18 protein-coding genes and 1 pseudogene are annotated in these 22,988 nt (G+C 41.8%); 5 read left to right on the forward strand and 14 right to left on the reverse strand.

Going from position 1 to position 22,988, the window contains the following annotated elements; translation table 11 throughout:
- Positions 1-22: 22 nt before the first annotated feature.
- The 3 genes from BUA17_RS06430 to BUA17_RS06440 all read right to left on the reverse strand — a co-directional run bounded on the left by BUA17_RS06430 (position 23) and on the right by BUA17_RS06440 (position 4,351).
- On the reverse strand, positions 23-673 hold the full coding sequence (locus BUA17_RS06430) for a response regulator (RefSeq protein WP_072732972.1): 651 nt from the start codon (positions 671-673) through the stop codon (positions 23-25).
- On the reverse strand, positions 663-1,892 hold the full coding sequence (locus BUA17_RS06435) for a sensor histidine kinase (RefSeq protein ID WP_072732973.1): 1,230 nt from the start codon (positions 1,890-1,892) through the stop codon (positions 663-665). The genes BUA17_RS06430 and BUA17_RS06435 overlap by 11 nt, the downstream gene beginning before the upstream one ends.
- A 176-nt stretch (positions 1,893-2,068) precedes the next feature.
- Positions 2,069-4,351 (reverse strand): beta-glucosidase family protein, encoded by a 2,283-nt coding sequence (locus BUA17_RS06440; protein ID WP_072732974.1) that lies wholly within the window; start codon positions 4,349-4,351, stop codon positions 2,069-2,071.
- A gap of 286 nt (positions 4,352-4,637) precedes the next feature.
- Here BUA17_RS06440 and BUA17_RS06445 point away from each other — a divergent pair, with 286 nt between their 5' ends.
- On the forward strand, positions 4,638-6,239 hold the full coding sequence (locus tag BUA17_RS06445; protein ID WP_063563803.1) for a response regulator: 1,602 nt from the start codon (positions 4,638-4,640) through the stop codon (positions 6,237-6,239).
- Between the two features lie 804 nt (positions 6,240-7,043).
- Here the strand turns inward: BUA17_RS06445 and BUA17_RS06455 are convergent.
- Positions 7,044-7,280 carry a hypothetical protein gene (locus BUA17_RS06455; RefSeq protein WP_072732976.1) on the reverse strand — a complete coding sequence of 79 codons (237 nt, stop codon included), beginning with the start codon at positions 7,278-7,280 and terminating at the stop codon, positions 7,044-7,046.
- Positions 7,281-7,823: 543 nt separating this feature from the next.
- The gene (locus BUA17_RS06460) at positions 7,824-8,789 is read right to left on the reverse strand and encodes a quinone oxidoreductase family protein (protein WP_072732977.1); all 966 of its coding nucleotides are present in this window, start codon (positions 8,787-8,789) and stop codon (positions 7,824-7,826) included.
- A gap of 331 nt (positions 8,790-9,120) precedes the next feature.
- Between BUA17_RS06460 and BUA17_RS31955 the strand changes: the two genes are divergently transcribed.
- From BUA17_RS31955 to BUA17_RS06475, 3 genes are all read left to right on the forward strand, one after another.
- Positions 9,121-9,369: a DNA/RNA non-specific endonuclease gene (locus tag BUA17_RS31955; RefSeq protein WP_072732978.1), complete on the forward strand. Its 249-nt coding sequence runs from the start codon at positions 9,121-9,123 to the stop codon at positions 9,367-9,369.
- Between the two features lie 136 nt (positions 9,370-9,505).
- Complete coding sequence (locus BUA17_RS31960; protein ID WP_063563798.1) at positions 9,506-9,745, forward strand: DNA/RNA non-specific endonuclease; 240 nt, start codon at positions 9,506-9,508, stop codon at positions 9,743-9,745.
- A 392-nt stretch (positions 9,746-10,137) separates the two neighbouring features.
- Positions 10,138-10,467 carry a hypothetical protein gene (locus BUA17_RS06475; RefSeq protein WP_072732979.1) on the forward strand — a complete coding sequence of 110 codons (330 nt, stop codon included), beginning with the start codon at positions 10,138-10,140 and terminating at the stop codon, positions 10,465-10,467.
- A gap of 369 nt (positions 10,468-10,836) precedes the next feature.
- On the opposite strand, the gene BUA17_RS06480 is transcribed toward BUA17_RS06475, so the two are convergent.
- The 5 genes from BUA17_RS06480 to BUA17_RS06505 form a co-directional block, all read right to left on the reverse strand.
- Positions 10,837-11,340 (reverse strand): hypothetical protein, encoded by a 504-nt coding sequence (locus BUA17_RS06480; protein ID WP_063563796.1) that lies wholly within the window; start codon positions 11,338-11,340, stop codon positions 10,837-10,839.
- 23 nt (positions 11,341-11,363) lie between these two features.
- The gene (locus BUA17_RS06485; RefSeq protein ID WP_063563795.1) at positions 11,364-11,765 is read right to left on the reverse strand and encodes a hypothetical protein; all 402 of its coding nucleotides are present in this window, start codon (positions 11,763-11,765) and stop codon (positions 11,364-11,366) included.
- Positions 11,766-12,521: 756 nt separating this feature from the next.
- The gene (locus BUA17_RS06495; protein WP_161490557.1) at positions 12,522-13,634 is read right to left on the reverse strand and encodes a PdaC/SigV domain-containing protein; all 1,113 of its coding nucleotides are present in this window, start codon (positions 13,632-13,634) and stop codon (positions 12,522-12,524) included.
- A 456-nt stretch (positions 13,635-14,090) separates the two neighbouring features.
- Entirely contained in the window at positions 14,091-14,843 is a 753-nt protein-coding gene (locus tag BUA17_RS06500; RefSeq protein WP_063563792.1) for an SDR family NAD(P)-dependent oxidoreductase, read from the reverse strand.
- Between the two features lie 1,027 nt (positions 14,844-15,870).
- Positions 15,871-16,476, reverse strand: a complete 606-nt coding sequence (locus BUA17_RS06505; RefSeq protein ID WP_072732980.1) for a TetR/AcrR family transcriptional regulator — start codon at positions 16,474-16,476, stop codon at positions 15,871-15,873.
- Between the two features lie 195 nt (positions 16,477-16,671).
- Here BUA17_RS06505 and BUA17_RS06510 point away from each other — a divergent pair, with 195 nt between their 5' ends.
- Positions 16,672-17,451 carry a nuclear transport factor 2 family protein gene (locus tag BUA17_RS06510; protein WP_072732981.1) on the forward strand — a complete coding sequence of 260 codons (780 nt, stop codon included), beginning with the start codon at positions 16,672-16,674 and terminating at the stop codon, positions 17,449-17,451.
- A 723-nt stretch (positions 17,452-18,174) separates the two neighbouring features.
- On the opposite strand, the pseudogene BUA17_RS06515 reads toward BUA17_RS06510, so the two are convergent.
- The 4 genes and pseudogenes from BUA17_RS06515 to BUA17_RS30785 form a co-directional block, all read right to left on the reverse strand.
- Positions 18,175-18,500, reverse strand: a pseudogene (locus tag BUA17_RS06515) (elongation factor G); the annotation flags it as partial.
- A gap of 215 nt (positions 18,501-18,715) precedes the next feature.
- A complete protein-coding gene (locus BUA17_RS06520) occupies positions 18,716-20,812 on the reverse strand; it encodes a CAP domain-containing protein (RefSeq protein ID WP_072732982.1) in 2,097 nt (698 codons plus the stop codon).
- A gap of 91 nt (positions 20,813-20,903) precedes the next feature.
- Positions 20,904-21,854: a stalk domain-containing protein gene (locus BUA17_RS06525; RefSeq protein WP_072732983.1), complete on the reverse strand. Its 951-nt coding sequence runs from the start codon at positions 21,852-21,854 to the stop codon at positions 20,904-20,906.
- Positions 21,855-22,045: 191 nt separating this feature from the next.
- Positions 22,046-22,288, reverse strand: a complete 243-nt coding sequence (locus tag BUA17_RS30785; protein WP_063563787.1) for a hypothetical protein — start codon at positions 22,286-22,288, stop codon at positions 22,046-22,048.
- Positions 22,289-22,988 lie beyond the last annotated feature (700 nt).

The following is a 22,988-nucleotide window of genomic DNA, read 5'->3' on the forward strand; positions in this document are numbered from 1 at the left end:
AATATATCAATTTAAAATGTATTTACAAATGTAAGATGCCCTTTTCCACGGATACAGCGACAGCTTCCGAACGTGAATCTACGCCCAGTTTGTTATAGATATTGGTCAACTGTGCCTTAACGGTTCGTTCCGCCATACCCATATCAAAAGCAATGTCTTTGCTGCGAAGGCCCCGGGCCACTGCCTGAAGAATGATTAATTCCTTCTCAGTCAACGATAGTGCGTTTTTCGGTTTCTCTTCTACCGCGGACTTGTCCCGATATGCAAATACTCTGGCAGTTATTTCAGGCTGCAGCAGTGTCTCCCCACGTAGAGCAGACTCGAGTGTGCGGAACAAATTCTCTCTGCTTGTATCCTTAAGTAAGTAACCTTTCGCTCCCAGTCCCAGCCCATTAATCATAAGCTCGTCTTCATTGTATGTGGTCAAAATAATAACAGGAATCTGAATCTGTTTTTCGTTCATGATTTTCAATGTATCCAGTCCACTCAGCCCCCCGGGCATATTCAGATCCATCAGAATGACGTCTGGCTTCAGTGCCTCCATCTGTTCTAAGGCTGCGTTTCCTTCCTCGGCTTCTCCGACAACATCGTAGTTGTCATCGGTTCCCAGAATCAATTTCATCCCTTCACGTACCACCCAATGATCATCTACAATCAGAACTTTATGCTTCATTATTTTTCCTCCCATACAATACAGGTACAGATAGCTCTATTGTAGTACCTTCATTGTTGCTCTCAATATGAATTTGCCCGCCTATAAGCCTAGCTCGTTCATGTATGCCGATCAGACCGTAATGTCCTGTCTCTTTACCGATTTTGCCAATGTTAAAACCTCTTCCATTATCCTTAATAACCATGTGAAATTGTTGCTGATTGTCCCCAATATTTATGGATACATCGCTCGCCTGCGCATGACGTGCCACGTTGGTCAGTGTTTCACTCAACATATGCAATACATGCTCCATTTTGGCGCCGGATAGAACAGATTTTATTGTAGCTTCCAACTTGACATTAACTCCTGTCGCTAGTCTGAAGCGTTGCAGTTGATCATGAATCGCCTCGTTAAAGTTAACAGCAGGTGTAGCTCTAGTTCTTAGATCGTCAATCGCTTTTCTCGCATCGCCCAGTGTCTGTCTAGCCTGTCCCATGGATGACAAAACAATCTCATGAGCTCGGTCGATGTTCCCTCGGCTAAGATATGCGTCTATCGCTTCCAGTTGCATAATCAGTCCGGCTTGCCCCTGAGCCAACGTATCATGCAGATCCCTTGCCATTCGTTGACGCTCGTTGGCCAGCGTCAGCTCTTCCACCTTCTGGTGGGTCAGTTCCAGATCACGCAGAAATGTCTGCGTACGAACCCTTGCATTAACCTGCCGATAGTAGAGGAGCGCATAAGCCATAACAACGACAATCATAAGCATAAGTAATGGAATAAACAATGCAAGATCCTGTACCTCCTTGACCCACAAGGTAATCAGGCAAAAGAAAAGATACAGCACAAAAGCTACAAAAACCACCTTTTTGGTTTCAAAAAAAATGGCCACGCTTTGTCCTATTAATACTGGAATCAAGCCAATAAGTATGACGGGAAGCCCATCGGGCATTATGAATGAGCTCCCAAATATAAGGCCACCCTGGATAAACAGATATAGTGCTTTGGAACGGTTGATAATATCGCTCACACGCCAGTACAGATACATATGAAGAACCATAATAATTACAAAAAATAAGCTGGGCACTACTAGGGGAACAGACATGGTTTGTAACGCGACAGTGACTATAGACACCAGAACGATCCAGATGATAATGGGAAGACGTGATGAAGTGATCTTATCATAATCTTCATCCATATTTGATTGGAGGAAACGGGACTGATTGGATGTATTTTTCACGTAATCACCTCTCTTCCAATCATTATAATACGGTTTGTCTATGGGTTATATGTACTTTAGTGCATGCCCTTTCGTACATTTAGAGCTAACTTTGTAATATAGTATAAGAAAATCGCCCATAAGTCATTCTTATGGACGATTCCCCCTTGTTTTATTTTCTTTAGTCCCTCTACTTTTTACTGCCGCACGGCCGCATTCAAGCCTACAAGAAGCTGTGAGAGCAGCTCTTCTGTAAGTGCTCCCCCGGTAAAAGGGATCAATGCGCGTAGTGGCATATAACGCATGGATGCCTGAAGCATTTCCGCAGAAACCGCATCCGAATGCGCATTTTCAGCTCCTTGAGGAACAAATCCCTGTAATTGACTCAGTATGGCCATTGTTTTCGGATTAGAGAGCAATTCTCCGAGGGCTGTATTGCGGTCATAGACTGGAATGATTTCAGGTGAAGTCGATTCTACATGAACGGTCTTTTGCAAAATGATATGACGAGAGGACGAGCCAACTAGCAGATCATATTCACCACTCGCAACATGCCAATTCTTCAAGTCAACGTTATAATACGCAAAGCTTCTTTTATCCAAAGTGAATGTAACTGTCTTCTCTTCCCCTGGCTCAAGAGATACCTTGGCAAAACCTTTAAGTTCTTTTTCAGGACGACTGACGATTGTTTGCCGATCATGTACATACAGCTGTGCTACTTCTTGACCAAATCGCTGGCCTGTATTTTTCACGTTAACCGTAACAGTGATTATATCTGTATCCTTGAATTCCGTTTGGCTTGCGTTCAGCTGTGAATACTCAAATTGAGTATAGCTCAAACCATAACCGAAGGGGAATAAAGGTTCAATATCTTTGCCGTCATAATAGCGATATCCCACATAAATGCCTTCTCTATATTCGACCCGATCCCCATCACCAGGGAAGAACAGCGAAGATGGATTATGCTTTAAGGATTGCGGGAAAGTCTCTGCGAGCTTCCCACTGGGATTAACTTCTCCGAATAACAGATCAGCGATTGCTCCTCCTGCAGCCTGTCCACCCAGGTACGCTTCAAGTACAGCTTTTGCATTGTTAAGCCAAGGCATAACAATAGGTGAGCCATTGCTGAGCACAACCACCACGTTAGGCTGGACAGCAGCAACGGCTGTTATAAGTTCCTGCTGGTTCACCGGAATATCCAGATGTTCTCGATCATATCCCTCGGACTCATAGCGGTCTGGCAGACCAATGAACAACACGGCGACATCAGCTGCTCTTGCGGATTCAACTGCTTCGGCTACCAAAGTCGGAGCACTCTCATCAGAGTTGAGGTTGTAACCCGACTTATATGTTATTGTTGCGTCAGATCCAGCTAGCTGGACCATCTGTTCAAAGGCACTATCCAGCTTGGTTGGTTTGATATGGGAACTGCCCCCGCCTTGATATCTAACTTTGTCCGCTAACTCTCCGATGACAGCAATGTTGCCTTGTTTTTTTAGCGGGAGAATTTGATGTTCATTTTTTAATAGAACCATCGTTTCACTTGCTGCTTTTCTGGCAATCTGATGATGTTGTTCCTGGTCGTAAGTGGTATCGGGACGGCTTTTATCAACCGTTTTGAAAATGACACCTAAAAGTCTCTCCACGGCACGGTCCAATTGCTCTTCAGTCAGCTCCCCGCGGTTTACCGCTTCTACAATCTGTTTTGGTCCTTCTCCGTTGGATGATGGCATCTCAAGCCCCAGACCTGCTGCAATACTTGGTGCAATTTCACTCACCGCAGACCAATCCGTGACAACAAAACCTTCATGACCCCATTCTTCCTTCAGGATAGTAGTGAGTAAGTACTCATGCTGGGAAGCATACGTTCCATTGACCTTATTATATGAAGACATAACCGTCCATGGCTGTGATTGTTTGACTGCTTTCTCGAATCCGGTCAAATAGATTTCTCTTAATGTCCGTTCATCCAAAATGGCATCTGTCGTCATGCGGCGATGCTCCTGGTTGTTTACCGCAAAGTGCTTCAGAGACGTTCCGACTCCCTGACTCTGAACACCTGTGATATGAGCAGCGGCCAGTTCTCCAGTCAGATAGGGGTCTTCGGAGAAATATTCGAAGTTGCGTCCGCAAAGTGGGGAACGCTTGATATTTGCCCCTGGGCCGAGCAGAATGGCTACATTTTCTGCCTGTGCTTCTTTTCCGATCGTCGCTCCTACAAGTTGAACAAGGTCACGATTCCATGAACTGGCCAGGCCAACGGCTGAAGGAAAACAGGTTGAAGGAACACTCTCGTTCAAACCCAGATGATCTGACTCGCCTGCTTGCTTACGCAATCCATGAGGACCATCTGTCATCATGATCGAAGGAATTCCTAACCTTTCTACAGCTTGTGTAGTCCAGAACGTACTTCCTGAGCATAGCTCGGCTTTTTCAGTCAAGGTTAATTGCTTTACCAGTTGTTTGATGTCACGATTCATCTTCTATACACTCCTTCATCTCCCGGCAGGTCTCCTCATGAACAGCAGATCCTTGTATGTCCCACCGCGCGTTTAAGCTTTCATGTCTATACTACGGGAAAGAAAAAATGATTGAAATATCTCTTTCTTAATGTTGCATAACGCAATCTGAATGATAAGGATATCTAAAGATGAGTATCGTTATCTTAAGATCGGAGGTGATTGGAGTGCTCATCCATTGAAATGAGTCCACCTCCACTCTACAATAAGTGGTACAGTCAACTTTGTTGTGAGAGGGGGAAAAACTATGTACGATTTATTAATTGTGGATGACGAGAAATCAGTAGTTGATAGCCTGGCATTGACCATCCCCTGGGAAGAACACAGCATCCAGGAAGTACACAGAGCATATTCTGCCGCTGAAGCTTTGGACATTGCGTCCAAACACGCGATTGATATTATGATTACGGATATTCGTATGCCTGAGATGGATGGTCTTGAACTGATTTTGGAGATTAGAAAGTTTTCTCATAAAATACGTTGTATTATTTTATCGGGTCACGATGAATTTGAATATGCCCAAAAAGCAGTCCAGTATCAGGCAACGAACTATCTTCTCAAGCCGATTGATACCGATGAATTGATTCATTCCGTAACGGCTGCGATACAAGATATCGAGCACGAATGGGAAGAAATCAGCTCTTTTCAACAAATACAGCATGCCCTTCACGCCAATTCGCCATTGCTTCGGAATCAGCTTCTCAATGATCTTCTTCAGAACAAAGCCATGAGCGATCACATTCTTGCAGAGCGGCTGGGTATGCTGAATCTCCCGTTTAGATCGGCCGATCCGTTCAAGATGATGGTCATTCGAATGGAGGAAGAATTCTCCGGCTATGATCTCCGATCTTTATCGCTGTTAGAGTACGCCGTCTCCAATATAACGGAAGAGGTATTTCAGAATCCTTTTAAATTATGGCACTGCATTACGGATCAGGGTTACCTTGTGTTCCTAATAAAAAATAATGACCGTAACGTACTCGACTCGGTAGATTCCTATGCGATCAGACTGCAAAATAATGTACAAAAGTTCCTGAAGGGTGCAGTATCGATATGTTTGAGTAAAGAGCATGCCTTTCCTGAATCTGTATCAGAGCTGTACATGGCTTCCGTGTCTGCCATCAACCGCAATGTTGGCGAAAACAAAAGTTATTTCATTACTTTAGACAAAAAAGACACCGAATCTCATGAACAACAAAATTTGATTAATCTGCACGAGCCCCCTTTGTTGCCCAATCTGCTGGAATCGGGGAACTGGGACGAGGCGGTCAGCAAAATTGCCAGAATATTATTTTTGAATGATGCCAGAAGAGAGCTTTCGCATGATCAATTATTTATGGTTCTGCTCTATCTGTCTTCTACGTTTTCCATATCCTTTAAGTCACAGGAAGCAACGGTTGAGGAGCTTCTTGGCGAAGAGTTTGATGTTCTAATCAGAAAGAAAAGCCAATTATCCAGCCAACGAATATATATATGGGCAGAGAAAATGATTGATCTGCGTCGGAAAAAGACCTCTCATCAATTGAAGAATGCCCATGAGCAAATTACTTCAAATGTCAGGACGTATATTCAGGAGCACCTTGCTGAGGGCATCTCACTGCAGATGATCGCAGAACATGTTGGCCTTCATCCAGTGTATCTTTCCAAGGTATATAAAACAGTTACCGGAGAAACCATAGGAGATTATTTGTATCATTTACGTATGAAGCGCGCTTCATATTTCCTGTTAAACACCGACTTGAAAATTGCAGATGTCAGCAAGGAGCTCGGATTTTTGGCTCCTCCGCATTTCATTAAAATCTTTAAAAAGCACTATGGTTGTACTCCACAGGAATTCCGCACCAGATAAACGTAATGACAGAATACAAATCAGTATAACGCTACCCTAAATACCTGAAAGGCCAGCCATAAGGCCGGCCTCAGAACGACAAATGGATGAATGCCCCTTTTGTTTATTACTCTCCATGAATTCCTTGTTAATCCATAACGATCTCATGAAATTTCTCGCCTGAACAAGGGAATTTCGATCATGCGAACAATCTCCTTTCGATAAGCTTTTCCGGCCTTTGCTAAACAACAGCTTCATGGCTAATAAGGTTTCATTATTCCCCATTGGGCTAAACATCCCTGCTTCGGTTGAGCTTAATGATAGCGCAATAACATTAAGCAAAGGCACAACACAGACAAGCGCCAGCAGAACCATCAGAACGATGCTTCAACCCGCAATAGGACTTGTCCTTCCTGTGGTACTGGAATAGGAATTACCACCAATTGCATAGGTTCCCCTTTTGCAAATACCTGTAAGGCTTTCATTGTGTTCATCTATGTTCCTCCTTAATTGTCTGTAATACTGCAACGGTCTGTTACAGTATCGCAAATAATACAAATAAGGACTTGCTTATTTCTACGAAAAAATTGCACGATCCTTTCACATAAGTAACTAAACTAACCTGCCCGTTAGTTTAATGGATTGACGGGCAAAATAACGATATTTTACATACCTAATCGGTATGGGAACATGTTCTTGTCCATTTCGGCAATCGGTACAAGTTCTTGTCCTTGCTTCGGGACAAAAACTTGTACCGATAAAACAAAAAAAGGCGCTGAAAAAATAGCGATTCTCAACGGAATATGTTATTTCCCTAGAGAATTATCAAAATATACTAGTCACGATAATATGGTTCCATAACTCCTTTATTGTTTTGCCCTCAATTTTGGATTTTGATATTAACTGTTCTACAGAGTCATATCTAAGTTTAAATTCTTCATTTTGTTTAACGCAATACCATCCATCTTCATTATAACTGATTAAAAAGTGGAAATCGTTTAAGTCAAACTCGACTTCATGTCCAAGATTTAAATCCTCAATAAACTCTTCATAACTGTACATTCACTGTCTCTCCTTTCATTATCTCCAAGGACTTCTAGGTTTCTGTTTATTCCAATCGCAATTCTTGAAATTAAGTACTTTATCTCTAGCGTGACATTTTTATTATGTATTTTGATACTAAGAAAATCTACATGTGTCTAATACTTAGATATGCATCTAATCGTTAATCGGACTTTGTTCTTGTCCATTCCGGCAATCGGTACAAGTTCATGTCCTTGGCTCGGGACAAGAACTTGTACCGATAAACTAAAAAAGCCGCTAAATTAGCGACTTCAATGGGAATATGTTCTTGTCCCTCGACATGGTTCGTTCGTTGCGATCAATCCTAGAATTAAGCTGACTTAAATGAGTGTTCTCCTTCTTTTGATGAATAAAAAAAGAGAAACTAAGTATACAGGTTCCGCATACCTAGTTTCTCTTAAATTTTATTCAGTGTCTTGCAGTCGCAGTCCCCTTCACCGACAAGGTGAGGGGCTTTTTTCTTTAGCCAGATACAAAGGGATAATCTGCCCTACTTGAGTCTTGGTTAGATTCATACGATTTTTATGGTCTTAATAAGATTTTCCCCGTGCTTTTGCGGCTTTCCAGAAATTGATGCGCTTTTCTTCCATCTCGTAGTGCAAATACCGTAGGCTCGGATACCGTTATTTTCCCCTCTTCGATCCAGCGGAACAACTCGGCTGAACGGGTTGCCCGTTCCTCGCGGGAAGTAAGGAAATTCCAAAGATCGCCACCAGTCAAAGTTTTTGACGTATCCATCAACATCCTTGGTTCAACTGGAGCAGGGTCTCCCCCTGCCATTCCATAAAATACAACCGTCCCCCCAATGCGAGTGACTGCAAAACTATCTTCGAGCGTGGAGCCTACTGAGTCATAGACAACATCCACACCTTTTCCGTTTGTCTCCTCCATGACTTTTCTCTTCCAATCATCCGAGTACAAAAAAACCTGATTCCCTCCAGAGTTTTTAACTGCCGACGCCTTCTCCATCGAGGAGGTTAAACCAATGACCCTTCCACCGAAGAGCTTTGCAATTTGAACAAGCAACTGTCCAACGCCCCCTGCTGCGGCATGAACTAGAATTACATCATTCTCCTTAACCGTATAACTATCTTTTGTTAAATAGTGGGCAGTCAACCCTTGCAGTAAAACAGAAGCCGCCTTATCAAATGAAATGGTCTCTGGAAGAGGAATTGCCTTTTCTATAGGAACAGCCACTTTTTCTGCGTTAGCATGGGGGACATCTGCAAATGCAATAGGGTCGCCAACGCTGATTCCTTGGACATTAGCTCCTGTTTTTTCAACGACTCCTGCCCCTTCATAACCTAAAATAAACGGGGAGTTCCCAGTAAGATGATAGTTTCCTTTCCTTCTATAAATATCTGCAAAATTCAATCCGATGGCTTGCATCCTTACTAATATTTCGTCAGGCCCGATAACTGGATCCGAAATTTCAAGATATTCTAGTACTTCCGGTCCTCCGAATTTATTAAATACAAGTGCTTTCAAATGAGTGGCCTCCTCTTATATATTTTTCAAAAGCTCTGAAAGAACGGGCTTCTTTTATTGACTCCAAAACTTGCCTCTGCTTATGATACAGTTAACCCCGCTGTCTGTAACAGTAAGTTTATTTCGAAATTTAGGGAGCACAAAAGTACTTTCTCGGACAAAAGTTCTGTTATTCCAATTCCAAAATTGATTCACCGCTAATAGTAGTACCATTATTATTTCCTTCACAAATCTCTTTCATGCTCTCTTATTTGTTCAATTTCGTTCCATTGAGGTACGCTTACTTCTATACTTCTTCCTCTCACTTGTAATATTAGCTTATTATACCGTTGTGAATATCGACGGGAATGAACTGAGAGATCATGAAAGAGTCAGCTGGCGTTTCGATCCCAGAATTGATCAGCGCTACCAATGCGGCAATGAGTTGTACAAAGATAATAACATAGATAGAGGCCACCTGGTCAGAAGAAGAGATCCAATCTGGGGAAATGATAGCCACCAAGCAAACGAGGATACCTTTCATTTCACCAACTGCTCACCTCAACATAAAAATTTTAATCAAGGTAAGGATCTATGGTAAGGATTAGAAGATTATCTACTTAATCATGTGAGGAATAATAAACGAGAAGCATCTGTCTTCACTGGTCCTGTATTTCGCGAAAACGATATTGTTTACCGTGGAGTGAAAATTCCAGAGGATATTTTGGAAGGTAGTCGTGGTTGTAAAAGATGATGGGGAATTATCTGCAACGGCATACCTAGTATCTCAGAAGCAATTCATGAACGATCTGGAGGCAGATGTGCCCGGAGCATTTAAAACCTTCCAATTAAAAGTATCCTTAATTGAAGGCCTGACTGGTCTTGACTTTGGTAATCTCCGGAATCACGATCCATTAGAGCGAGTTGAATCCACGATCGGACATCTAATCGAAAACGAACAAGATATCTATCTGTAGGCTTGATTTGTTTTGAACATTCCCTCTACCATTATTGGTGAAGGGAATGTTCAATTTCTATACTAATATAGATTTTGAAACTAGCCTTATCTTGATTACCAATATTATCCTTGAAATATCTTTTTCATTTCTTGGTCTATTTCCCCATTAAGTTGCCTTGTAGTAGCTTCTGTAGTAGTCTTTAGCTTTTCCTTGCTGACTTTAATGTTATGCATTTTTAGATGTTGACCTCTTTTATAATGTATGAAGTATAATCACTACTGTATACAATGTAGTTAAAAGTGACACAATAACCAATCTTGAAGTTGATATCGCTAGTTTGCGAGGATTGGCTGATCGAACACAATTCATGAGTAGCAGAACAATCTGCTGAGGAGCCTGTTGAAAGAACATTGGTCACTTTTGCTCATATTACAGATCCAAATCAATTGGCAGCTCAGTGGCCAATGACACCGACTGAACTTAGTCAACGGCTTAAACCGACTGAGCGAAGATACACTAGACAGCAGACTTGGTACATTGGATTTTCACTGATCCAAAAAGTTAGAAGACAGATCGGCATTGATTTGAAAGCTACTAATAATGATTATCATGTCAGTATGAATGGAGTTCCAAGATATTCATTAAAAATGTTGGAGTTGTTGACAGATGTCATGAACAATAAACCATATACTGTTTCAATTGACGGAAAAGAATATTCACATCCTAAAGCCGAGAATTAATTTGTCGGCTTTCTCTTTTCCTTTAAATGCTGAGGAGAGAAATAATATACAGATAGGTAAATAATTATCTAAATGAAAAACATTAGTTTACGTTTACGTTTACACAAAAGTACTTTGAAGTATGGAAGTACACTTATTTTCAAACATCTCACAAAAAATTGAGTTAAATATGTAATGCAATTGTCATCCTACACCAACTAGTTTTTGTTCTCTGTTCGTCCCTCGACATCATTATGCCCCACCTCCTTGATCATCATCGGCTAAGGACATGAGTTTTTATTATCAAAATTTGCTCTTAAAAAAGCTGTAAAGACCGTTTCCCAAGAAAATCTTGAAAAACGGTCTTTACATAAGCTCTCATGTTCTGACTTAATAAGAAAGATTATTAATGGTTTTTATAAATTCTTCTTTCATCTTTGTATCATAAGATTTAGGCAGGTTATTCAGCAGTTCATCCACCTGCTTTTTGAATTGATTGATTTGTTGTAAATCATATTCTCCTCGTACATACGAAGAAAGTGCCTTAAACATGGATTCATTAACCATCGCCACTTTGTCATCAAGGATTGAGGATTCGAGATGCGTTGAAGCCATAGAATTCTCAAATTTAATATAAGAATTCATTGCAAGGTTTAACCGCTCTTTTGCATTAATAAGAATATTCGTATTTTCAGATTTAGAATTTTCAGCTTTTAAAGTACCTATCGATTCACTAAAATAAGTCAATCCATGAATAAAGGTTCTATAGGCTGAAGGATCTCCAGATGCATAATCACGTTGTTTGTTTAAATGATTGTTATACGCGAGAATAACGAGCAATACATTCAGAAAAATGGATGCAATCAGAACGAGTTTATAGGAGTTTTTTCTCATTTCTACAGTCCAATCAAATATATTTAATTTATAGTGTGATTAAAGTAAGCTGTATTACTTGAAGCATAAATTGTTGGAAAGTATGAACCTCCAAAAGGAACAGGATGTATGGAGTATTTTATTTTTGTTTGGGGGGTCACAATAACTCTCTTACTGCTGCTAAACATATCATATGAGAAAGAAGCTGTCACACCCTTTTCTTTCCCAACTCCCTTAGTTTTATAGTCTGCTTCTTTATAGCTAATGCTATTTGGTAGAGAAGACTTGTCCGAATCAGGCAACTTAAACTTAACAGATTGTATAGTCCCTGTTCCTCCTGAAGTGTCTGTACCTTTTTGAACTTTAATATTATTCATAACCATATCAAATGGAGCTGCAATGATGTCAGATCCAGGGATAGCATAATTCAAGATAGTAAACATCATACCCACGCCTCCAGTGAGATAAGGGTTTACTGTGTATTCTGTTAAGTTATGCTTTGGTACTTATGTTCATTTATTTTGTCTCTCTCTCTCTTGTTGACAAGAACATTGTACTACCCGGGTTTATGGCTAACAAATAAACAATCAGTCTTCCAGTTTAACGGATACAAAAATTTGATTTTGTAACAATCTCTAGATGTTTTTTATCAGCATCTTAATGCTCATTATCACCTTAGGTTAAAAGAACTTGTACCTATTACCGTTTTCGTTCCTCTTTTCCTTCTCATTTTAACCGGTCCGGGTTAAACATAAAAAAAACCGTTAATCTTTTCAGATTAACGGTTTTCAAAAACTCAATTTTTTTACATATCTCTCGACTGTTTTTTGAAGGATCTTATATTCATCACTTGGATTACTCATGTTCAGCATGGCAACTTTTTGTGGTGTATACGATATCATTGATTGAATATCTTGTTTAGCGGTTTCAAGTTGATTCGGGCAATTGCATTTGTTAGGCAACAACGGTTCTCTGTTTTGCAAATGATAGTATTCAATGCTGCTAGATGAGCTTTTCTCATCAAAGTTGTTTGAAATCGACATCTGGAAACGAATGATCCCTCATATTCTCAATTTCCTTCCAATGAGAAACACTAATTTCTTTACTTCTCTTCCCTGCGATTAAGTGTCTACTTAAAGGGATAATACCACTTACGCCCGGAGACTAAGACAGCTTTTTTGATGAAGCAGTGATCAGGAAGCTTATTGTTCCGCACCAGTAATTCTGGAGATTGGCACCGAAATTTCAAATATTTCATTTTTGAGAAAAGCAATCGGCTCCGGCTGAACATACACTATGATCTTTCCGTCTTGGACATACCAGCCTGTACCAGCCGTTTCTATCCCCGGAAATTGTGCCGGCGGGGTGCTGTTCACTTCTCCGGATGCAATTTTCAGATTCACATACTGATTAATCTTTGTAGCATAATCCGGTAAATTGCCGGAGGCCTCGAGCAGCATGAGCGGTTGTCCGGTGTTCAGATCAAAAGTCCAGCTGTGGCGGAGCAGCCGGTCTGGTTCTGTGCCGCCCATATATTGATAGGTATCGGCATAAAGGCTGAGCAGACCTTCCTGATTGTAGGCAACCTTCCACTGCGCCTGAAAACCATAAGGATACATATGGGCGTAATCAATAATCCGGTCTTTATTAGTGTGAACCGCCCAGGCCTCAGACAGCACCTGCTCCGCTTCTGTTTTCCACTTCTCTGCTGTCTCTTTCAGAAACTGATTAATATTATCCATTGCTTCCTTGTTGGCATATCCGGACAAGACCGGATAGTGGAACGAAAAAGAATACGGCTCCGTAGCAACCGACAGTTCCTCAGAGGCAGAAATGGTTACATCATTTTCGGGACGTGCCGTCAGCTTATACTCAGCCCTGCCCAGCTGGACAATCGTGTATCCGGACAGGTCAGCAAGCTGGCGCAGCGGAAGATATGTTGAATTGCCGCGGATAAAGGGGGTTTTGGCGGATGAAGTCATGCCGTTTAGGTTGTATTCGCTGTAATTATGAGCCATCTTGATTACACGCCGCAGCTTCTTTAGCGTGAGATCACCGGTCTTCGCATTATAATCAACTGTGTATCCCATGGCTTTGGCAACAGGCACCAATTGGACCATAAGGGTTTTATCAGCATGGTAAGCCAGTACTTCCAGCTTCTTTCCGTCGACGCTTAAAGTCGTTGCCTCCAATCCATAAGGTACCGCTGACGAAGCCAAGGAAATGCTTGTAACTCCCACAGCTGGTGAAGAGGCTTGTCCTGCCGCATAGGCAGTCTCTGCCGCAGAAGCCGGAAGATTCGTTGACAAAGACATGATGGCAGCAGCAAGGAATATTGTCCGGCGGTTTTTTATTATAATAGTTTTTATCATTATATTGGTATGCAAAATGTAAGCCTCCATTTCACAGGAAATATTTGTTAGGCATTCTCTTCTAACTTTAGACGTACGAATGGCCGTTTTGTTTCGCCCAGCTTGATTATAACGTTTTACAGATATGATTGAAGAGGCTGAACAAATTCGGTGTGGACGGAGAGTTCTTTTATAACAGGCATCTTAAAATACTCGACAAGTATATCGAAGGTTTCATGAAGCACCGGGTGATGTTTATTTCACCCACCCTATATAAGACACTGTTTCAATAAAGTTTGTTGCGCTAAACTGCCCGTTAGTTTAATGAATTGATGAGTAAAGTAATGATTAGATATGCATCTAATCGGCAATCGGACTATGTTCTTGTCAATTCCGGCAATCGGTACAAGTTCTTTTCACTCATCTACCACCACTTACGGTAATGGTTTCCCCCAAAATATAATTTGCTACATCTGATGCGAGGAAGCAGATGACTTCTGCTATTTCCAGTGGAGTTGCAGCACGTTTCATTGGGACGGATGCTACTAATCGTTCGAGGCGGTTATCTTCAGGGGCAAACTTATCATGAAATGGTGTTTCAACAATTCCGGGGGCGACTCCATTTACAATAATCCCATATTCAATAAACTCCCTAGACATTCCAACTGTCATCGTGTTTACTGCACCTTTTGTTGAGGCGTAGTGGATACTTTCGCCCGAACCTCCAATACGAGCCGCTGCCGAAGAAAGATTAATAATTTTACCACTTTTTCGTGAAAGCATGTCTTTTAATACCGCCTGTGAACATAGGAGGATACTTTTTACATTCAACGCATAGGTATCGTCCCAAAGTTCCTCGGTCATATCCATGAATGTGCTCTGTTTAATGCCTCCACCAGCGTTATTTACCAATACATGAACGGCTCCATAAATCGAAACAACCTCTTGAACCATTACCTCAACTTGGTCTTTCTTAGTAACATCTGCTTGGACAGCTATACATTCACCACCCAATTCTCGAATCGCAGTAACTGTTTCAGTTGCTCCCTTTTTGTTTGTATTGTAGTTGATGACAACGTTTGCCCCTCTAGAAGCCATTAATTGCGCCGTCGCCCGACCAATTCCAGAACTGGCTCCCGTAATGAGAACAATTTTCCCTTGTAAATCTTGCAAAATCTCTACCTCCCAACTGTATTCTTTTTAATATTTTTGGATATTATTATGCATCAAGCGTGGGATGGAACATTTACCTTGCCTTTATTTCAAGATTACTGCCCTTTAGTTTAACAAAAAATGGAGCAACAGCCGCCCGCAGAATCCTCCATTTTTTTGTTACGCTATAGTTTCCTGATTGCGTTACATTGTTTATTGACAACCTTAACAACTATTTAATCGGTAAAAAATCAGTACATAATTTTTTACTCCTGTTTATCTAACCATAGAAAATGCAATGGGAATATAAAATTTTCTATCCATTATGGTTCGTTGTATAGAGCTTTACTCCGTACTGCACAACTCTAAGTCTAATTCACTTGCTCTTCCAAAGATCTGACTCGTAGTACCTCCATCAAGGAAAACCAAATTTTTAACCGTTAGTTCTACGATCTACAACAGCTATTTTCAGTCCCAAATTGTTATTCTTTAATACCTAGCCGCCAGCGTTTAACCTCTCATCATATGTTTAAGTGGTTAAGGTCATTTTATATAGATTATAACGTTTACCATTGTTACGCTAACTTGCCAGTTAGCTTAGTTAAACAGATAAAGATTCTCATTAACATTGACCAAGTTCTTAACCGTTTCAACCATTATAGCCCATTTAGAAATAATCATGCTGGCACGCTAACATGGGTTAATAATAATACTCTTATTGAAATGAGTAGTTCTCATTTTAACAAAAATACCATGATGCAATAAGCCTACTATCAAGTAAAAAACAAAGGATGCCAAACGCGAAATTAACGTATTGGCATCCTTTTGATTTTATTGATATTCGTAACCGTCTAAAAAAACGCAATGTTCTCCATGAATATGAAAATACCGCTCAAGCGTTATTCAACAACGCTTAGACGGTATCCAGTAATTGTTCTTGATTTCAATATCGGGGTGGTCGGCTGAGACAGCATGACCAACCAAATCGTCGTTGGCTTTTCGTTTACGCCCTTTATTAGTGCCTGTGCTCCCTCTACTCTCGCTAATTTTATTCCTCGCCGGCGATGCCGGCAGCTCTTAAATGCCCGTATGCAACGATTCTACTAAACTGAGATGAAACTTCATCTGCAGGAAGGGGCTTATCGTTTTTAATCCACCAAATTACAATCCCCATGAAAGACGATCCGAGGTATTCGAGCAGCAATTCCTTGGATATTGCTAATGGGGAGTTTCCCTGAGCAGGTTTCCTCCCCTCCATTAATTTATCTTTAATGATATTCTCCATTTTCGCTTGAAACTGATAGATTCTATTCTCTTCAATTAACATGGAATGATAAAAGGTCATATTTACGGAAATATGTTTCAGTACAGTTTGCATGACGGTTTCGAGTAGAGAAATACTGAAAGGATTCATGCTGATGGGACAAAGAACGACCGCATCCTTTAATTCGCTCAACAATTCATTCATACATGTATCCAATAAATCAGGTTTATTTTGGTAGTGGAGATAAAAAGTGTTTCGATTGATCATAGCCCGGTCGGCAATATCCTGGATCGTTATCGCTTCATATCCCTTTTCCCGAATAAGCTCATAAAACGCTTTTCGAATCGATTGTTTCGTGCGCAGTATTCTTAGGTCGGTTTTCTTGTTCATTGTTTTCGTTCCTCCTAAATTTATTTTTAGGTCGTTAAGCGACAAAGTTTTATGAGTTGTCTGTTATACTTCAAAACTAAAAATATTGAATATTGAGCCTTCTATTAACCTCTATTATAATGAGCATCAGATAGATAAACAACATATTGTTCATTATTTATCTAATGACTAAAAAAATCCAAGGAGGATATTTCAATGACATCCAACCATCAAAATGAGCTTGTTCGTAAGGCAGTCGCCGTACTGGAAAGCTTTGAGAGCGGCAACCCCGAAGCGATTACGGCTTACGTTCATCAAGATCAATATATTCAGCACAATCAGGCCTTACTCGATGGTCGTGAAGCCATGCTTGGCGCACTTGATCATTTAAAGGAGATTGGTACTAAGGTAAGCATAAAGCGAATTTTAGTCGACGGAAATTATGTTGCTCTTCATTCTGTATATGATTTTCACGGCCCTAAAATCGTATATGATATCTTCCGTTTTGAGAATGGACTAATCGTTGAACATTGGGACAATTTGCAAGAGATGGTGGAGAAGACACCAAGCAAACATACGATGATTGACGGACCGATTACGATTAAGGATATCGACAAGACGGATGCCAACAAAGCATTTGTCAAAAGCTATGTTGAGAACATCTTGCTCGGGAAGAACCCTGACCTGCTTGCTTCTTACTTTGATGGAGATAACTACATTCAGCATAGTCCGCATATTGCAGACGGTCTTTCCGGTCTTCACGCTGCTTTGCAAGCTCTGAAGGAGAAGAATATTGAGTTTGAATATACTCATGTCCATCAAGTAATCGGACAAGGTAATTTAGTTCTTACAGTAAGTGAAGGTCTATTTGATGGTCAACATACTGCTTTCTACGATTTGTTCCGTGTAGAGGATGGAAAGATCGCTGAGCATTGGGACGTAATCGAGGCCATACTGCCGGCAGAAAAACGAAAAAATTCAAACAGTAGATTTTGAAGTTTGTGTAGCTGAATCGGATGAAAGACATCGCCAAATTTAAGTACGGTGATGTCTTTCACCGTTCTTCTTCGCCCTGTTCGGGTGATGCTAACATAAGGCTGAGAAGTGTTTAATCGCTCAGTTATTTCTCGTTGCTTAGTTCGATTTTGCCCGTATATCAAATGTATAAACGTTTCTTTGGAAAGTTTAAAATCTGGTGCATTCCTAACTCAACGATCCTCTCGTGAGTATCTTCAATAAGTTACCGTGAGATCTCTTTAAGATCCATATTCCCGCTGTATCGCCGGAACCAAATTCACTTGCGCGATATCCATATCTAGAAACTGTTGCGGTAAGACGCTTAGCTCGTAATATTCTTTTATAGCTTCAGCACGAAGTCTTTCCTTATATCTGTTATTTGAAATCACATTTATTTTACGATCATAATATCGATGTTGCTATCATGTTTATCTGCCCGTTTGCTGCTCAATGAAACAGATAAAGATTCTTATCAACATTGGTGCCAAGTTCTTAACCGTTTCAATGATGAACTAGTCCTCAACTTTTACCGAAAAAAACTATTTCCTGATACAAAAAAATCGATATTCACGCGAATTCTTAAATTCATGTGCTTTTTACTCGCCACATGATCTCCATCATGATACTATTTAGATGACTACCTAATCCGAAATGGCACAAAGTTCTTGTCCTTTTCGGCAATGGTACAATGTTCTTGTCTCTCGACACATTCAGATCATCGGCATGACATCTGCTATCGAACGTGATGCCGCTCCCCCTCTCTCTCGATTCAATCAACAGATGCACTTAATTTCTCGAAGTGGCCGTACCCTTTCACAGCCGATTTAATCGTTTCCTTATACAAAATTTGCGATTGTCCAAAAGAGGATAGCAAAGCCAAACCGCTCTCTAACAAGCTGCTCCAGCACTTCCAGTTGAATCAATCCCATAACGCGGATAGAAATCTCCTGCAATTTCTCATCCCAAACGACGTTCAGAGACGGCTCTTCCGCCTCCAGCGTACGAAAAGCACCGAGCACCTTCTGTACTTGGGGTTTTAACTACATCGTCTTTTGTCTAGGTATTCATCTAATCGGAAATCGGACGATGTTCTTGTCTATTCCGGTAATCGGTACAAGTTCTTGTCCTGCGGTTCAACTTCGCTGAAAGCTTTCTCGACACGAAGAAGCCTCCGAACCAGGTCGGAGGCTTCTTCGTGTTTTGATGTTGAGTTTGCGAACGCGTTCGTGGGGACTTTTTTTTCTTAGCTTGAATACTCGGACGCGTTCATTGTGCCTCTTTTGACCCCGATGTAATAGATGACTTCTTCCGTTCTTAGGTTCACATCCAGGATAGCATCTCCATACGTACCTGTGGACGAAATAGAGAATCGCCCCGAGGAATCGGTCTGCACTGGAATTTTATCTAGTATCTTCCCGCTTCGCCCATTATTCTGGTGTTGATTAATATGGATCTCCAGCTTCTTGTTCGCCTGCTCCGCGAATCGTCCCTCCACCTGCAGCGTACCGTCCGCGCGGAATTCGGCAATCAACATCTTGTTGCCAAGCACTGGTTTGTTATACACTTCCGGAAACAGCCGTTCAGGTAGCTTCTTCTCGGATGTGATCGCTTTAGGTGCGCCGACCAAATACTTCATGCGGGACTGCAATTGCATCAAGATCACCGCTGCCTGTGCCCGAGTAACGATATCGTTGGAACCGAACATCCAGCTCTGGTTGCCTTTGGTTCCGCGCATATAATCATGAGCCAGCACGTAGTTCACCGCATTCGAAAAATCAAAATTCACGCCGTCCGCCGACGCGATCAGGCCAGCCGCGCGATAGCGGTTAATTGGCTTGTCCTTAAAGTCTCCTTTGCCAGGACTAGAACTAAACAACAACAGGTTGCGGACCGTCGCCACGTTGTAGGCGCCTTCCGCCCAGTGCTTCTTCTTTTTGGAAGCATATGATTCGTCATCTACTTTATAGGTGCGCAGCAGCATGATAAGGAACTGTGCTTCGCTCACGGAATCTTCCGGGTGGAATTTGCCGTTTGTATCCGCTCCGGCGACGCCCGAACGAAGCGCCCACTCGATCGCTACTTGATCGGAGCGTCCAGCGATATCTTTGACCTTGGCCGGATCCGTTGCTGGATAGCTCTTACTCTTGAGACGCTCGAATACTCGTACCGGCACCGTGCCACGCACTGCCCCGGAGCTGAACGTCACCTTGTAACTGCCGGGCTTAACCCCTTCGAGCATGCCGTCTGCCGAAACTTTCAGACCCGCAGGGGAACTGCTGGAGTAGGCAATCGGCGTTTTCGGGGTTCCATATGTGCCGTCGCCGTAAGAGGCCACGATCTCGATCGGCAGCTTGCTTCCCGGATTCAGCATGAATTCGTCGTACTGTGTGGATAAGCCCTGTATCGCGCGCCCTTTGCCAGTCGTGAACGACCAGGTCTTGGTGCGAAGCTGCGACTCTTTATACAGCGTATAATCGAGCTTCACCGTATAGACACTGTACCCGTCTAGCACTTCCTTCGGAAACAAAAACACCGTATCGCCTTGCAGTTCGCTGTAGTACGGAACTTCTTGCCTTTGCGAGTCCACGATGCTCGCTTCGAACGAATCGATGGCGAGACCAGCCGTAGCTGAGATGATGCCACCTGAGTGTTCAACACCGAAGCGGTCAAGCGGATTTGGAATTTCCAATCCATAGAATCCAATGTCGGTTCCTTTCATGCCGTCATACGGATACACTTTGGCTTCCGGGTCTTTCTTTTGGATTTTTACGTAAGCCGGGTTCATGACCGCGGTACCACCTTGCAACCCGATGCCGACCGATGTATACTGGCCGTCCAATATAATCTTGCGATGATAAGCGGTGCTTAGCCAGGAATCAATCGCTTCCCTTGTCGTTTCTTTTTCAAAAGACATGACTTCAGCGACCGAAATGTTTGGCCATCCGGCTGCTTTGCCCCGGTCTCCGGCCGTCGCTCCTGTAAAGCCTGCCGTACCGGGCTCCTCCCGATGCGCTGACAATCCTTCGAAGCGGGTGGTATTGTAATAAGCCGCGTGCGCCTGCGACGCCTGCGTCAATCTCGCATCCAGCTCCAACGGGCCTACGCCTACCTTCGCCCGAATCTCGTTCAGATAAGCCAATCCGTCGAGTTGATCCTGCGTGAACCCTCCCTGCGACGCCGTCGTAGCCGATGCCGCGGATGCGCGTTCTGCCGGATAAGCCGGTACGACGACCGTAATGGCCAGGACCGCGGCGAGCAGACAGGTTGCCCACCTGCGCCCCGATCTCCGGCCGATCCCCCGATTCGGCCTGTTGTTTTTGCTGCGTTTGCTTGCGTTCATGGTGTTTCTCCCCTCGTCTTCCCATTTTTACGAAACTTGCTAACGACTTGTCAGTTTCAAACTGATAGTCTTTTTCATCCAATCATTTCACTTACTTGAATGGATTGATGATGGCCACAGCGTACTCGTCCAAATCGCCATCCCTCAAAAGAATATAATCTGCCGAAGAAAGCTTGAACTTCGTGTAATCATAATTCTCTACGAAATTTCCATATTGGAAGAGATCCAAGCTACTTACTACTGGATAGTTATTCATTCCTGTTTTATCACCATTATTTATAAAAGCTGCATCTAGCACCGAACGCCCCTTTGCGAAACTATTTTTCACTAGGAACGTTATGGGATTTCCTCTGACACTACTCCTAATCTGTACCACATCGCCGCTACGTCCAGGACCTTTTACCAAATTAATGCTGTACACCACTTGACTATTCCCTAGTTGAATCGGTAAATCACTTTCTTTGATAATCTTCACGCCAGGGTAAGTTTCTTTCTCCAAATTTTTAAAATATTCCGTGCTTTGTGTATATGCTTTAAAATCACTTAACTTGGTTAACTTAAATGCCTTATCATCTGTACTCCGGAAGTCTTTGTTCCCGATCCAGACCCAACGACCAATCTTGTCCCACTCAACCTTTTGGCCAAGCCCTTCACTCACTAGACGTAAGGGAACGAAAGTCCGATTTTGCTTCAGAATGATTTGCGTGCCATAGTCCTTCTTCTGCCCATCAAAGAGGGCTGAAGTCTGCCCGATCGTCATATCTACCTTATGGTCTTTGCTGACCATCCCAACCTTGGAAACTTTTCCTTCCTTGGAGTACGTCACCTTTGCACCCAGTGCTTCAGATACAAAGCGGATCGGAACCATGACACTACCTTGGCCATCCTGGAATGGCTTCGCATCTGGAAACTTCATTTTAACGGTATTCAGCAATACCTCTACTTGCTTCGGAGTGCTTGCGGCTGCAACTGCTTCGTTTCCCGAACCTATTAAGCTTACAGTCAACATACTTGCTATTACTGTTAATAACAGTTTCTTCATGATCTAACTCCCTCTGCTTTCCATATGTACTTCTTCTCACTATCACTTCCCGGGATCTTTTTTTTACATAGGTCTAACAAATCCTAAATATCAAAAAAACTGGCAGTAGTAAGAATATTTTACCATGTACAATAGTTTATAAATAGGTATTTTATCCCATTGGTATAATAAAACCTAACTTTTTATATGAATTAATTAGATATGTATCTAGTAGAAAATTGGCTACTATGTTCTTGTCCATTCCGGTAATCATTACAAGTTCCTTTTCCTCGACAAATCTCCAACTGCTTGTTCGCCTGATCCGCGAATTGTCCTTCCACCAACAGTGTTCCGTCTGGGCGAAATACGGCGATCATCCTTGCTGCAAAATCACCACGGGCTTCGCCCGAGTAACGATATCGTTGAACCGAACTTCCAACTCTGATTGCATACACGCTTAGTCTCCTTAATAAAAAAAGCCGCTATTTTAAATAGCGACATCAATAAATCCATCTGTAGTTCTCCTTCAAAAATATACACTTAAGTTTACTTATAAATATCTCATCGACTCATTTCAGTTCTGTCTTCATTCCCTTTACCAAATATAGAGTGTTTAAGCGATGTTTCATCAGTCTTTCTTCACCTTTAACATGTAAAGAGTAAGCAAATAACTCAAACTTCTTATAAAGCCCTTTTATCTCCCATTGTGTTTCTATTCGTTATATTATCCCCTTGGTAAGGCTTCTTCATTTCATCTTCCCAGAAAAGAACTGCTTTCTTACCTAATCCTTTATTTCGATATGTATCATCAATCCAAATCATATTCATAAAAGGTGTGTTGTCCCAAAAAAGCTGTGCCGAATCCAGCCAATGATACTATGCTCTTCATCCTGTAGAATATAGATTTAATATAGATCTTATTCCCCCTAATCTTCGGTAATATTAAGTTTTCTATGATATGATGGTCATGTTTCTTAATATATTCATAGTGTGCGAATTAGTTGCAGCAATAATTTTCATTAAAATTACTCCTCATCATTTTAATTATAATATTATAGATCTATTCACTGACCTAGATAAAATGGAATTTATTAACCTGAACTACCCGTTAGCTAAATGACTTAGAGAACAAAAGAATTTAGCTAAATGCTTTTA

The organism is Paenibacillus sp. ov031 (genome assembly GCF_900143165.1).
In the GTDB taxonomy this organism is placed as follows: Bacteria; Bacillota; Bacilli; order Paenibacillales; family Paenibacillaceae; genus Paenibacillus; species Paenibacillus marchantiae.